Origin of the sequence: Pseudomonas sp. IT-P12, from assembly GCF_949767465.1 — a bacterium.
Lineage (GTDB): Bacteria > Pseudomonadota > Gammaproteobacteria > Pseudomonadales > Pseudomonadaceae > Aquipseudomonas.
Map to the genome: position 1 here is coordinate 278,122 of NZ_CATKPY010000023.1, position 14,091 is coordinate 292,212.

A 14,091-nucleotide genomic window follows, 5' to 3' on the forward strand; every position below is an offset into this window, starting at 1 on the left:
TTTAACAATGGCTGAACGTCTGAATAACGACTTCCAGTTCATCGACGTCGGGCGCAAAGATCCGAAGAAGAAACTGTTGCGTCAACGCAAGAAAGAGTTCGTGGAGATCTACGAACCCTTCAAACCCCAGCAGTCGGCCGATCAGGCCCACCGCTGCCTGGGTTGTGGCAACCCGTATTGCGAATGGAAGTGCCCGGTGCACAACTTCATTCCGAACTGGCTGAAACTGGTGGCCGAGGGCAACATCCTCCAGGCCGCCGAGCTGTCGCACCAGACCAACACCCTGCCGGAAGTCTGCGGCCGGGTGTGCCCGCAGGACCGTCTGTGCGAGGGCGCGTGCACACTCAACGACGGTTTCGGCGCGGTGACCATCGGTTCGGTCGAGAAATACATCACCGACACCGCGTTCGCCATGGGCTGGCGCCCGGACATGTCCAAGGTCAAGCCGACCGGCAAGCGCGTCGCGATCATCGGTGCGGGCCCGGCGGGCCTGGGCTGTGCCGACGTGCTGGTGCGCGGCGGCGTGACCCCGGTGGTGTTCGACAAGAACCCGGAAATCGGCGGTCTGCTGACCTTCGGCATCCCTGAATTCAAGCTGGAAAAGACCGTACTGAGCAATCGTCGCGAAGTCTTCAGCGGCATGGGCATCCAGTTCCGCCTCAATACCGAGGTCGGCAAGGACGTGACCATGGAGCAACTGCTCGAAGAATACGATGCCGTGTTCATGGGCATGGGCACCTACACCTACATGAAGGGCGGTTTTGCCGGTGAGGACCTGCCGGGGGTGTACGACGCTCTGGATTTCCTGATCGCCAACGTCAACCGCAACCTGGGCTTTGAAAAGTCGCCGGAAGACTTCGTCGACATGAAAGGCAAGAAGGTGGTGGTGCTCGGTGGGGGCGACACCGCGATGGACTGCAACCGCACCTCGATCCGCCAGGGCGCCAAGTCGGTGACCTGTGCCTATCGTCGTGACGAGGCGAACATGCCGGGCTCGCGCAAGGAAGTGAAGAACGCCAAGGAAGAGGGCGTGAAGTTCCTCTACAACCGTCAGCCGATCGCCATCGTCGGCGAAGACAAGGTCGAGGGTGTGAAAGTGGTCGAGACCCGTCTCGGCGAGCCGGACGCCCGTGGCCGTCGCAGCCCTGAGCCGATCCCGGGTTCCGAGGAGATCATCCCGGCCGATGCCGTGGTCATCGCTTTCGGCTTCCGTCCGAGCCCGGCGCCGTGGTTCGAACAGTTCAGCATCCAGACCGACAGCCAGGGCCGCGTCGTGGCACCGGAACAAGGTCAGTACAAGCACCAGACCAGCAACCCGAAAATCTTCGCCGGTGGCGACATGGTGCGCGGGTCCGACCTGGTGGTGACGGCGATCTTCGAAGGCCGCAATGCGGCTGAAGGGATTCTGGATTACCTGGGCGTTTAAGCCTCGACTGCAGTAACCCTGTGGGAGCGGGCTTGCTCGCGAAGGCGGCGTATCAGTCACCCGATGTGTTGACCGATATGTCGCATTCGCGAGCAAGCCCGCTCCCACATTGGTTTTGCAGTGGCTGTAAAAACCGCGACAAATTGACCCTATAGACAAAAGGCGCCGCTCTTGCCGTGCCTTTTGCGTCGAGCTCTGAGAAAATGCCCGCACTTTTTTTCCGGATGCCGACATGACTGCCCTGAAGAACGACCGTTTCCTTCGCGCCCTGCTCAAGCAACCCGTAGACGTCACGCCTGTGTGGATGATGCGTCAGGCCGGTCGCTACCTGCCTGAATACCGCGCCAGCCGTGCCAAGGCCGGTGACTTCATGAGCCTGTGCATGAACCCGGCGTTCGCTTGCGAAGTCACGCTGCAACCGCTCGACCGCTATCCGCAACTGGATGCGGCGATCCTGTTCTCCGACATCCTCACCATTCCGGACGCCATGGGCCAGGGCCTGTATTTCGAAACCGGCGAGGGCCCGCGCTTCAAGAAAGTCGTCAGCACCCTGGCCGACATCGAGGCCTTGCCGATTCCCGATCCGCACAAAGACCTCGGCTACGTCATGGACGCGGTCAGCACCATTCGCCGTGAACTGAACGGTCGGGTGCCGCTGATCGGTTTCTCCGGCAGCCCCTGGACCCTGGCCACCTACATGGTCGAAGGCGGCTCGTCGAAAGACTTCCGCAAGACCAAGGCCATGCTCTACGACAACCCGCAAGCCATGCACCTGCTGCTGGACAAGCTCGCGCAGTCGGTCACCAGCTACCTCAATGGCCAGATCAAGGCCGGCGCGCAGGCCGTGCAGATTTTCGACACCTGGGGTGGCAACCTGTCGGCGGCGGCCTATCAGGAATTCTCCCTGGCCTACATGAAGAAAATCGTCAGCGGCCTGATCCGCGAGCACGAAGGTCGTCAGGTGCCGGTCATCCTGTTCACCAAGAACGGCGGCCTGTGGCTGGAAAGCATTGCCGACGCCGGTGCCGACGCGCTGGGCCTGGACTGGACGTGCGACATCGGCAACGCCCGTGCCCGTGTCGGCAACAAGGTCGCCCTGCAAGGCAACATGGACCCGACCGTGCTCTATGCCAAGCCTGAAGCGATTCGCACCGAAGTCGGGCGGATCCTGGCCAGTTACGGCAAGGGCAGCGGCCACGTGTTCAACCTCGGTCACGGCATCACCCCGGAAGTCGATCCGGAGCATGCGGGTGCGTTCCTGCGCGCGGTGCACGAGTTGTCGGCGCAGTATCACGAATAGTGCGTTCACCTGACAAAAAAGCCTGTCCTGGCTCACGCCGGACAGGCTTTTTTGTGTCTGCCGACTTTGTGGGAGTCGACTGTCGAACGCTTGCGCAGGCGCGAGCAAGCTGGAAATCGCTCGGACACAGAGGCTGGACGAGTGTGTGGATGCGGTATGAAGAAGATAGGTGTTCCGGCCGTAAGATTATTCCCACAACCCATTCAGATAAGTGCACAGAGAGATCAATCCCCTCTCACACAGAGACTTATCCTACATAGAAGTTGCTTCCATCTCGGTAAGGTTTCAGGCCCTCGTTCGGTGTCGCATCGAACGGATTACGAGTAGCCGCGCCAGCCAGGCGGGTTGAATTATCGATAAGCAGTCTGGAACACAATCATGAAAAGAGTTTTTTACAAGGGCGGTGCGTTCTCGGCATGCACATCCTCGATGATCCTGTTATCGGCAATGCTCGCGTCTCAAACCGCTTCCGCCCACGGCTACCTTGAAGTGCCACCTTCGCGAGCACTGCTTTGCCAGAAAGGCCTGAACACCCAATGTGGTGGTGCGCAATACGAGCCGCAAAGCGTGGGCGAAACCTTCAAGGGGTTCCCGGGCGGTATGGGCGGCGCACCGAACCAGGGGCCGGTCGACGGCAAGATTGCCAGCGGAGGCCATTCGCTGTTTTCCGCGCTGGATGCCCAGTCCGCCACCCGTTGGCATCTGACCGAAATCAAGAACCGCACCATCGATTTCCAATGGCACTACACCGCTGCGCACCCGGCCACCAAGCATGAGTATTTCATCACTCGCAACGGCTGGAATCCGAACGAGTCGCTGAAACGCGCGACCTTCGAGAGCACCCCGTTCTGCACCGTCGATGGCGGGCATCAACTGCCGGTGTCGGGCGCCAAGCACAACTGCAACATCCCGGCTGACAAGTCCGGCCAGCATGTGATTCTGGCGATCTGGACCGTCGGCGATACCGACGCGGCGTTCTACAACGCAACGGACGTGAACATCATTGCCGAAGCCGAGTTGCCGGGTGGCTGGTCTTCCGTGGGGGACATTGCGCCGTCGACGACATTGCTGGTCGGCGACAAGGTCAAGGCCCGGGCGTTTTCGGCCAACGGCGAGAGTTCGCAGTACAGCGTTGAAATCTCCATCGACACGGCCGAGGAAGGCACGCCAAACAACTGGTCGTTCAAGCTGGCAGAGAAAATCAACAAGGCTCACACGCTGATCCGCGCGGGCATCCGTGATGAAAACGGCAACATCGAACCGGTGCGTGGCAACAACACCCTGTACGCCCAGAAAGACAGTGGTGTGACCCGTTATGAAGTGCAACTGGACATGAAGGACGACGCCGCAGCGCGCATGTCGGTGTCCTCCCAGCAAGCCGAATACGTGTTGGTGAAAGGTTTGGCCAAGGTCGATTTCGGCATGCTCACCAACCGCAAAATGAATGTCGAAGCGACCTTGTTCGACGAGAACAACAAGCCGGTCGGAACGACCTCGGCGCAGGTCGAAAGCGGTGGGACGACGCTGGTCATGGATGTGCGCAGCAATCCGGGCAAACACACCCTGACACTGGTCGGCACCACACTCGATGGTCGCACCACACGCCAGGACACCCAGACGACCAACGTGACCGGTGAAGGCGCTGGCGTCGAGCATGACTTCGTGTTCCCCGACGGCCTCAGCGAGTACACCGCCGGGACCAAAGTGCTGCAACCCAAGACCCGTGAAGTCTTTGAGTGCAAGCCATTCCCCGAGTCCGGCTACTGCAAGCAATACAGCCCGACTGCCAACGGCTTCGAGCCGGGTGTCGGCGCGCACTGGCACATGGCTTGGAACAAGCTGTAAGCCCTCGCTGTAACACTTCAGGCGGGCCCCTGGGGCTCGCTTGAAGTGCCCTCGCGGCTGAATTCGAGCCAAATCAACGGCAATTACGGTTTCGTGTTCCTCATGCCCGTCCCGCGAGCATGAGGATTTTTACTTCCATGGAAGAGCGTTCGCTGCTGGCTTTCACTTTGGACTTTTTTAATGTTTCGGCGACTTTTCACAATCGGCTTGCTGATGTTGTGCGTGGGTTACGCAACTTTTCTTGCGTGGCAGGAGCGGGGTTATCGCGAACGACTCGCCACGCCGTTGCCGGTCTCTGCCCCAGCGTCCGCGCCACCGGTGCCTGCGCCCCTCGACACTACCGCCATTGCAACCGTGTTCGGCCTGACGGCCGCAACCCCGCTGCAGCCCAGTGCCGAGCCGCTGTCCTTGCAGGCCAGTTTTGTTTCTGCCGACGGACTGTCCAGGGCTTTGCTGGCCGACGCTCAGGGCGCGCGGATTTACACCGTCGGCGATCAGTTGCCGGGCGGCAGCGTTCTACGTCGTGTCGAGGCGAATCGAGTGGTGCTGTGGAACAAGGGGCGCGAAGAAGTGCTGATGTTGCAGACGTCGGCCGTGCGATTCCTGCATCGCTCCGAAGGTCAAGCCGAGGCGCCTGCCACTTCTACGCGTTACCTACGCCCGCATGTCGGGCAGCCAGAGTGAATACCTGATGAACAGCTTCAACAGCACGCCCGTTTTGCGTGCTCTGCTCTTCCTCGCCACCGTGGCGACCGCGCTTTTTCATGGCGAACTGCAGGCCGAGGAGGAAAAATGGCAACTGGCGATGAACAATGCCGAACTGCGGGACATCGTCGAAGAAATCTCGACCATCCTTGGCACCACCGTGGTGCTCGATCCGCGGGTCTCGGGGCGCATCACCGTGCTGTCGCGCCAGGCCCTTGACCGCGAGGGCGTTCGTCGCCTGTTTTACTCGGTGCTCGATGCCCACAACTTCACGGTCATCGACGAGGGTGACCGGATTCTCATCACCCCGGTGACCGAAGCGAAAACCCGTGCCGGTCAGAGCACGGCAAAAAACACCACGGCGTCGCAGTTCATCACCCAGGTGATCGAACTCAACACCAGCCACGCCGCTGACCTGGCCGGGCTGGTGCGGCCGCTGGTTTCGGCCAACGGGTATGTCGGCCCGTCGGTGTCGGCCAATGCGCTGGTGGTCACCGATACGTCAGCCAACGTGGAGCGTATTGCCAAGGTGGTGCGCCAGCTGGATTCGGGCCAGAACAACCTGCATTCGGTCATGCAACTGCAGCATGCCCAAGCCGCCGACGTCCTGACGATCATTGAGTCGTCGCTGGGCAAGCGTAATGCCGAGGCGGCGGTCCAGGTACTTGCCGACAGCCGTACCAACCGTCTGATCTTTGTCGGCCCGCCAGCGGTTCGCCAGCGCCTGCTCGACCTGGGCCGCAGCCTGGACACGCCCGCCACCGCCTCCGTCGACAATGCCCGGGTCATTCGCCTGCGTCACAGCGACGCCAAGCAATTGGCCGAGATCCTCGACATGATGGGGCAGACCCGAAAGCAGGCCTCGAGCCTGGGCACCATCAAGGACAATCCGTCCAGTGCGGCCTTCATGATCAAGGCTGACGAAAGCCAGAACGCGCTGGTGCTGATCGCCGAGCCGGCGCATATCCGAATGGTGGAGAACATCGTTGCTCAACTGGACCAGCCGCGAGCGCAAGTGCTGATCCATGCCGCCATTGTCGAGATTTCCGGGGATATCACCGAAGCCGTCGGTGTGCAGTGGGGGCTCAACACGGGCGACGCCAAGGGGTTCATCAATTTCTCCCGCACCGATCTCCCGATCGTCGGCGGCTTGAATTTCAATGAAAAGAAATCCGCCCCGGACGGCGCGATACTGCACCTGGGCAGTGACCGTTTCGGCGCATTGATCACCGCGCTGGCGAGCAATACCCACAGCAATCTGCTGTCCACCCCGAGCCTGTTGACCCTCGACAATCAGCAAGCGGAAATCATCGTCGGTCAGAACGTGCCGTTCAAGACCGGTTCCTACGCAACCAACAGCAGCGGCGCGGACAACCCCTTCACCACCGTCGAGCGCAAGGATGTCGGCATCAGCCTGAAGATCAAACCGTACATCAACGAAGGCGCGACCTTGCGCCTGGAGGTGGAGCAGGAGGTCTCGGACATTGCCCCCTCGGCAACCGGTATCGCTTCCTCCGACCTGATCACCAACAAGCGTGCGCTCAAGAGCACCATCCTGGCGGACGATGGCGAGATCATTGTCATCGGTGGCCTGATCCGCGACAGCGTCAGCACTCAGCGCAGCGGTGTGCCGCTGTTGCGCGATATTCCTTACTTGGGTGCGCTGTTTCGCTGGAGCCGCGACACGCACATCAAAAGCAACCTGATGGTGTTCCTGCGGCCGACCATCGTGCGCAGCAAGGAAGACCTGGCCGGGGTCAGCCAGCAGCGTTACAACGCACTGCGCAAGTTGAGCCAGCCAACTGCGCACGAAAACAATTCGCTGCTGCTGCCGGCAGAGTCGCGTCAGTTATTCGACCAGCCCGCTGAAGCGCCGGTGTTCGATTTGCGCAAGCCGACGACGGGGACGCCATGAGCGAAAAACTCGACGTGCTGCCGTTCGGTTTCGCCCGGCGTTTCGGCGTTTTGCTGGCGTGCGCGGGAACCGGGCCGAGCCTGGCAGTGCGAGCCGATACGCCGCTGACGGCGCTGTCGGAAGCGAGACGGATGTGTGGGCGAGACCTGCCGATCCATGTGCTGGATGCCGATGAGTTCGCCGCGCGCCTGGTCGCCGTTTACCGTGACGGCCAGAGCGCGGCGGAGCAGGTGGCCCAGGGGCTCGATGACGAACTCGATCTGCTGCGCCTGGTCGATCAAGTGCCACAAACCGCCGATTTGCTGGAGCAACAAGGTGATGCGCCGATCATCCGCTTGATCAACGCACTGCTCAGTGAGGCGGTGCGCGAACAGGCCTCTGACGTCCACCTGGAAACCTTCGAGCAGGCGCTGTCGGTGCGTATGCGCATCGACGGTCAATTGCGCGAAATGCTCAGGCCGCGGCGTGAGCTGGCAACCCTGCTGGTGTCGCGGATCAAGGTCATGGCACGTCTGGACATCGCCGAAAAACGCATTCCCCAGGATGGCCGGATGGCGCTGCGCCTGGCCGGGCATGAAGTGGATGTGCGGGTCTCGACCTTGCCGTCTGCCCATGGCGAACGGGTGGTGCTGCGCTTGCTCGACAAGCAGGCTGGACGCCTGGATTTGCAGCGCCTGGGAATGCCGGACGACACCCTGGTCGCCCTGCGTCGGTTGCTGGCCAGGCCCCACGGCATTCTGCTGGTGACCGGTCCCACCGGTTCGGGGAAGACCACCAGCCTCTACGCGGCGCTGAGCAGCCTGAACGACCAGACACGCAACATTCTCACGGTCGAGGATCCCATCGAGTATCACCTGCCCGGTGTGGGGCAGATGCCAGTCAATCCGAAGGTGGACATGACTTTCGCCCGTGGCTTGCGCGCCATTTTGCGACAGGACCCTGACGTGGTGATGGTCGGTGAAATCCGTGATCGCGAGACAGCGCAAATCGCGGTTCAGGCCTCGCTGACCGGGCATCTGGTGCTGTCGACATTGCACACCAACAGCGCCGCCGGCGCGGTGACACGGCTGCTGGACATGGGGGTTGATGCCTACCTGCTGGCGTCGTCTCTGGTGGGCATTCTGGCCCAGCGTCTGCTGCGCACTCTGTGCCTGCATTGCAAGGCCTCGTACTACGCCGATGCAGATACATGTGAGCGCCTGGGGGTGGATGCGGCGGCACCTCCGCAACTGTTCAGCGCCGTGGGCTGCGAGCAGTGCCAGTACGGTTATCGCGGGCGAATCGGCATCTACGAACTGCTCAGTATTACCCCGGCGGTGTCGACGCTGATCCATCGAGGCGCCGGTGAGCAGGCGTTGATCGAGGAGACGCGGCAGGTGTCACGCAGCCTGTTCCAGGATGGACGACAACGGGTGCTCGACGGTGTGACCAGCTTCGACGAGTTGTTACGCGTAACCCGGGAGGACTGAGCAGTGCCGACGTTCGATTACCAGGCTGAGGATGCTCAGGGCGGGCGCTGCAAGGGGCGACTGGAGGCGGACAACCCAAGGCATGCCCGTCAACTGATGCGTGAGCGTGGCTTGTGGCCGCGTGAACTGAATGAAGTACGGGCCGGGATCGTCAGCGGTACGCAACCGCGCGGCGCACGCCTGAGCGTCGCTGAACTGGCACTGTTGACGTTGCAATTGTCCACCCTCGTGCAGGCCGGTCTGCCCCTGGAGGAGGCACTGGAAGCCGTCACCAGACAAAGTGCCAGGCGCAAGGTCGCGGGCCTGTTGTCGTCGGTGCGCAGTCGGGTAATGGAAGGGCATGCACTGTCCACTGCGTTGGGGCAGTTTCCCAAGGCGTTTCCTGAACTGTTTCGCGCCACCGTCGCTGCGGGCGAGCGTTCCGGACACCTGGGCCAGGTGCTGGAGCAATTGGCGGGCTACACCCAGGCGCGTCAGGCTTCGCGCCAGAAAATCCAGATGGCGCTGGTGTACCCGCTGATCCTGATGCTGGCCAGCGTGGCGATCGTCGGTTTCCTGCTCGGTTACGTGGTGCCGGACGTGGTGAAAATCTTTATCGACAGCGGCCAGCCGCTGCCTTGGCTGACGCAGGCGCTGATCGGCTTGAGCGACGGTCTGCGCGAACATTTCCTGGCCTTGATCGCCGGGCTGACGCTGTTGATCGGTACTTGTCGCTGGAGTGTGCGCCAGCCGCTCTGGCGACTGCGCTGGCACCGACTGGCCTTGCAACTGCCGGTCGCTGGCGACGTGTTGCGGGCGATGGAAGCCGCGCGTTTCGCCAGCACCCTGGCGATCCTTGGCAAAAGTGCCGTGCCGCTGGTGGACGCGCTGGAAATCGCGGCCGCCGTCATCGGCAACCTGGCCATCAGGGCGCGCATGGCCGATGTGGCCCGTTCCGTGCGCGAGGGCGGGACGTTGACCCGGGGCCTGGAACTCAGCGGCGACATCCCGCCGATGATGCTGCACATGATCGCCAGCGGCGAACGTGCCGGCGAACTCGATCGCATGTTGGTGCAGGCTGCCGAACAACAGGAGAACAGCCTGGCGGCGCGCATTGCACTGGTCGTGAGTCTTTTCGAACCGGCCATGCTGGTGCTGATGGGCGGCGTCGTGCTGCTGATCGTGATGGCCATCCTCCTACCGATTCTCAGCCTCAACCAATTGGTGAATTGATCCATGCAACTTTTACGTTACAGCTCGTCCCGCCGGCAACGTGGCTTTACCCTGATCGAAATCATGGTGGTGGTCGTGATCATCGGCGTGCTGGGGGCCATCGTGGTGCCGCAGTTCATGAGTCGTCCCGATCAGGCCAAAGTCACCGCCGCAAAGATCGATATCCAGGCCATTTCCACCGCTCTGGAAATGTACCGCCTCGACAACTTTCAATACCCTTCGACCCAACAGGGCCTGATGGCGTTGAGCAAGCCTCCCTCGGGCCTGCCGGCGGCCAGAAACTGGAACCCCCAGGGCTACCTGAAAAACCTGCCACTCGACCCCTGGGGGACGCCCTATCAGTTCCTCAACCCTGGCGTGCAGTCGGGCGAGGGTCACTTCGACTTGTATTCCCTGGGTTCCGATGGTGTGCTCGGTGGCGAGGGGCACGCGGCTGATATCGGCAATTGGATGGCTGACTGATTCATGCGCCAGGGTTGCCGGGGGTTCACTTTGCTCGAAATGATGATCGTGATCGTTCTGATCGGCGCGCTGCTGGGCATGGTGAGTCTTGCTGCGGGGCCGGACCCGCAGCGACAGGCCCGTTACCAGGTGCATGCGCTGGCGGGGATGATTCAACACATGCGCGAACGGGCAGTGCTGGAGGGCCGGGAGTACGGCATACGCCTCAGTGACAGCGGGTATCGCGCGATGCGTCTCGAGGCACGGGAATGGAAGCCGATGGCCGCGCTCCAACCATGGCCCGACGGTCTGCGTGTGCAACTTGATAAGGACGGGCATCCGTTGAGGCTGGACGCCGATGCAGGATTGCCGCAGGTGCTGATGCTCAGCAGCGATGAAACCAGCGCCTTCACCCTGACCTTCACGGTCCGGGGGCGCACGCTCCTGCACCTGTCGGGCGATGGCCTGGGTGAGGTGGTCATTGATGGTTGAGGGCTTGTCGTGGGCGCGTCGGCGCGGTTTCACCCTGCTGGAAATCATGGTTGCCCTGGCGGTCTTCTCGACGCTGGCGGCGGCGGTGTTATCGGCCAGCCAATACGTTGTGAAGCAGGCTGGCGCGGTCGAGGAACGACTCTTCACCGCTTGGTTGGCCGATAACCTGCTCAATGAGCTGCGCCTGCAGCCCACGTTGCCGCCAGGTCAACAGCAGCGAGTAGTGTCCATGGATCGTCGCGACTGGCTGTTGCGCCAGCACGTCAGTGCATCCGCTGATGCGCGATGGTTGAAGGTCGATGTCGAGGTCAGCGGCCGCGGGACAATCCTGCACCAGACCCGTGGCTGGATACCTGTTCGTCATGAATAGGCAGACCGGTTTCACCTTGCTGGAGCTGGTGATCGCTCTGGCGATATTTGCCTTGCTCGGTCTGGCCAGTTGGGGATTGTTCGATGGGGTGGTGCGCGTACAACAGGGCACCACGGCCCACGAGCGCGAATTCAGACGCCTGCAGCGCGCGGTGGCAGTGATCGAGCGCGACTTGATGCAACTGACCGGGCAGCCGGTCGTGCTGGGGCAAGGGCAGTTGCATTTTCAGCGCAGCCACTGGCGCAATCCTCTGGACCAACCGCGTAGCGAACGACAGACCCTGACCTACCGACTCGACAACGGCGTGCTGTGGCGTGAAAGCCTGGGTGAAGGCTCGCCGATCCTGCAGCGGCAGAAACTGTTCGATGACGTTCGGGCGCTGAACTGGCGTCTGTTTGATCGGCGAGTCGGTTGGCGTGGAGAGTGGCCGTCCGGTAGCGAGGGGAATGCACCGCTGGCGGTGGAGCTGCAAGTGTCGGTGGGGCGGTTCGACGCGATCAGGCGAGTGCTGCTCTTGCCGGAGGCGTTGCCATGAGCGGGCGCCAACGGGGGATCGCCTTGGTCAGTGTGCTGCTGGTCATGAGCCTGGCCTTGCTGATGACCAGCGGTTTGCTGCGCAGCCATCGCCTGTCGCTGCAAAGCAGTGGCCTGGCGGTGCAACACGTTCACTTGCGCCAACTCGCCGCTGCCGGGGAAGCCTGGGCCCTTTTGCAACTGCGAGCGGTGGGGGGCACCTCGGAAAAAACCGTTGACCTGACCCAGGGCTGGGCGCGAAGCACGCCCGACTTCGACACGGGTGACGCTCGACTGCACGTCGTCATCGAAGACCTCGCCGGGCGATTCAATCTCAATGCCCTGCTGAACCAGGGCCGAATTGATCCGATCACCCTGAATCGTTGGGGACGCTTGCTTGAACTGCTTGATCTGGCGCCGCTGTCTCTCAGTCAGGTAGGCCCCTTGAACGAGCTGAGCCAGTTGCGTCTGCTGCCGGGTGTCGACGGGCACCTGCTGCGTCAACTGGAGCCTTGGGTCGCCGTGCTGCCCCCTGACGCTGCGCTGAACATCAACACTGCCCCGGCGCTGCTGTTGAGGGCGCTGGATGAAGTGGAGGCGGCGACGACCGAGGCCCTGGTCCGTCAGCGTTCGACCCTGGCGTGGCCCAGCGCCCAGGCCTTTGTCCGGGATCCGCTGCTTTCCGGCAAAGGCCTGAGCAGTCATGGCCTGGGGGTCGGCAGTCGCTGGTTTCGCATCACCGTGCAGGTCACTCAGGGACACACCCGGCTGCGGCTGGCCACGGATGTCGAACGCGACAGCGATACGCCTCAATTCAAGGTCCTGCAACGACGCCTTCTTCCTACGAATGCCGACGAGATACCGCGATGAACACCTGGCTTTACCTCACCCCCGAAGGCCTGCCCCATGCGTCGATCGACTGGCCGGCGTGCTTCTGGTCGGCGACCGGACAACGCCAGTTCATGCCGTTGAGCCAGGCTGCGCAAGCACTGAGCGGGCGAGCGATCGATCTGCTGTTGCCCATGGAGTTGTGCAGCTGGGTGAGCACCGCCCCATGGCCTTCCAGGCGCCAACCCGGCGCACAGGCGATTGCGTATGCCGTGGAGGATCAACTGGCTGACGCGCTGGAGAACGTCCACCTGGGCATAGGGGCGCGTGGCAAGGACGGGTGCTATCCGGTGATGGTGATCGATCGTGCGCGCTTTGCAGCGGTGCTGCAGCTGCTGGCGGAAGCCGGCATCAAGGTCCGCTCGGTCTATGTCGATGCCGATGTATTGCCCGGCGACGAGCCGATTGCCGTTCGCTGGTTCGGCCGATGGCTGGTCGGCGGCGGGATGCCGGCACGCGTGGCGTTGTCGGATGATGCCATTTCATTGCACAAGCCGCTTCTACCTGCGGATACCCGCTGGCTCGATGAGCGCCCCGACGCGGTCGCCATCGATCCGTGCCTGGCCATGCGCCGCTCCCACGCCATCAACCTGCTGCAAGGTGACTTCGCCGCGCGCACTCATCGGCTGCCCTGGCGATCCAGCGGCTGGGTCTTGCTGGTGCTGTTGCTTTTGACCTGGGGCGCCAGCGTGATGCGAATCGATTTTCTCGAAGGCGAAATCAGTCGGCTCCACGGCCAGAACGAGCAACGGTTCAGGGCGCTTTATCCTGACCAGACCCGCATCGTCGATCTGGCGGCGCAGCTCAAGGGTTTGCAAAGCCAGGCTGTTGAACCGCAGAGGACCCGCATCGTCGGTCTGGTGAGCCTGATCGAGCACATCATCGGCGCGAGCCATGTGGACGTTCGGCGTATCGAGTTTCGGGCGGGCGACGGCTGGAAGATCCAGTTGAGCTCCAACAGTTTTGCCGAGCTTGAACAATTGCGCGAACGCGGCCGACAGCAAGGGATGCCGATCAGGCTAGAGAGTGCGAGCAAGGAACGTGATCGCGTGCAGGCGACGTTGACCATGGAGGACAACACATGAACGCTGCCTGGCAACGCCTGTCCATTCGCGAGCGGCGCCTGCTTCTGGCCATGGGGGCCGTTGTGCTGGGCGTCGCTGCGTTCAGCCTGATCGCGCAGCCCGTTCGCCAGCGGCTGTCAGTCGTCGAACGCCAGTACCAGCAACAGGTGACCCTGGCGGACCAACTGCAACATGCACAACCTCAGCACGCCGTTGCACGGGTCTCCGATCAGCCGTTGTCACTGCACATCAGTGACAGCGCGACGGCGGCGGGGCTGGAATTGCAGCAGATGGACACCGACAGCGACCTGTTGCGCCTGACCGTCAGCGGCGACGTCACACAGTTGCTGCAATGGCTGGATCATGCCGAGCGTAATGGCGCCGCCTTGCAGTCCCTCACCTTGGAAAAGCGCGACACGTTGCTGGAGGCGCGGGTGGTGTTCAAGTAGTC

General features: G+C 62.2%; 14 protein-coding genes. All 14 read left to right on the forward strand.

Annotation, left to right across the window (positions count from 1 at the left end):
• Positions 1–7: 7 nt before the first annotated feature.
• Positions 8–1,426, forward strand: coding sequence for an FAD-dependent oxidoreductase (locus ACM6IM_RS19525; protein WP_192307608.1), 1,419 nt, complete (start codon positions 8–10; stop codon positions 1,424–1,426).
• 232 nt (positions 1,427–1,658) lie between these two features.
• Complete coding sequence (hemE, locus tag ACM6IM_RS19530) at positions 1,659–2,726, forward strand: uroporphyrinogen decarboxylase (protein ID WP_201193840.1); 1,068 nt, start codon at positions 1,659–1,661, stop codon at positions 2,724–2,726.
• Between the two features lie 378 nt (positions 2,727–3,104).
• On the forward strand, positions 3,105–4,571 hold the full coding sequence (gbpA, locus tag ACM6IM_RS19535; RefSeq protein WP_414866047.1) for an N-acetylglucosamine-binding protein GbpA: 1,467 nt from the start codon (positions 3,105–3,107) through the stop codon (positions 4,569–4,571).
• A 213-nt stretch (positions 4,572–4,784) separates the two neighbouring features.
• Positions 4,785–5,255: a type II secretion system protein N gene (locus ACM6IM_RS19540; RefSeq protein WP_414866188.1), complete on the forward strand. Its 471-nt coding sequence runs from the start codon at positions 4,785–4,787 to the stop codon at positions 5,253–5,255.
• Between the two features lie 7 nt (positions 5,256–5,262).
• A complete protein-coding gene (gene gspD / locus ACM6IM_RS19545; RefSeq protein ID WP_414866048.1) occupies positions 5,263–7,191 on the forward strand; it encodes a type II secretion system secretin GspD in 1,929 nt (642 codons plus the stop codon).
• Positions 7,188–8,660, forward strand: a complete 1,473-nt coding sequence (gene gspE, locus ACM6IM_RS19550; protein WP_414866049.1) for a type II secretion system ATPase GspE — start codon at positions 7,188–7,190, stop codon at positions 8,658–8,660. The genes gspD and gspE overlap by 4 nt, the downstream gene beginning before the upstream one ends.
• 3 nt (positions 8,661–8,663) lie before the next feature.
• Complete coding sequence (gene gspF / locus ACM6IM_RS19555) at positions 8,664–9,872, forward strand: type II secretion system inner membrane protein GspF (RefSeq protein ID WP_414866050.1); 1,209 nt, start codon at positions 8,664–8,666, stop codon at positions 9,870–9,872.
• A gap of 3 nt (positions 9,873–9,875) precedes the next feature.
• A complete protein-coding gene (gspG, locus tag ACM6IM_RS19560) occupies positions 9,876–10,334 on the forward strand; it encodes a type II secretion system major pseudopilin GspG (protein WP_414866051.1) in 459 nt (152 codons plus the stop codon).
• A 3-nt stretch (positions 10,335–10,337) separates the two neighbouring features.
• Entirely contained in the window at positions 10,338–10,805 is a 468-nt protein-coding gene (gene gspH / locus ACM6IM_RS19565) for a type II secretion system minor pseudopilin GspH (protein ID WP_414866052.1), read from the forward strand.
• Positions 10,798–11,175 carry a type II secretion system minor pseudopilin GspI gene (gene gspI / locus ACM6IM_RS19570; protein WP_414866053.1) on the forward strand — a complete coding sequence of 126 codons (378 nt, stop codon included), beginning with the start codon at positions 10,798–10,800 and terminating at the stop codon, positions 11,173–11,175. The genes gspH and gspI overlap by 8 nt, the downstream gene beginning before the upstream one ends.
• Positions 11,168–11,710 carry a type II secretion system protein GspJ gene (locus ACM6IM_RS19575; RefSeq protein ID WP_414866054.1) on the forward strand — a complete coding sequence of 181 codons (543 nt, stop codon included), beginning with the start codon at positions 11,168–11,170 and terminating at the stop codon, positions 11,708–11,710. The genes gspI and ACM6IM_RS19575 overlap by 8 nt, the downstream gene beginning before the upstream one ends.
• Positions 11,707–12,558, forward strand: a complete 852-nt coding sequence (locus ACM6IM_RS19580; protein ID WP_414866055.1) for a type II secretion system protein GspK — start codon at positions 11,707–11,709, stop codon at positions 12,556–12,558. The genes ACM6IM_RS19575 and ACM6IM_RS19580 overlap by 4 nt, the downstream gene beginning before the upstream one ends.
• The gene (gene gspL / locus ACM6IM_RS19585; RefSeq protein WP_414866056.1) at positions 12,555–13,661 is read left to right on the forward strand and encodes a type II secretion system protein GspL; all 1,107 of its coding nucleotides are present in this window, start codon (positions 12,555–12,557) and stop codon (positions 13,659–13,661) included. Before ACM6IM_RS19580 ends, gspL begins: the two co-directional genes overlap by 4 nt.
• Complete coding sequence (gene gspM / locus ACM6IM_RS19590) at positions 13,658–14,089, forward strand: type II secretion system protein GspM (protein WP_414866057.1); 432 nt, start codon at positions 13,658–13,660, stop codon at positions 14,087–14,089. Before gspL ends, gspM begins: the two co-directional genes overlap by 4 nt.
• Positions 14,090–14,091 lie beyond the last annotated feature (2 nt).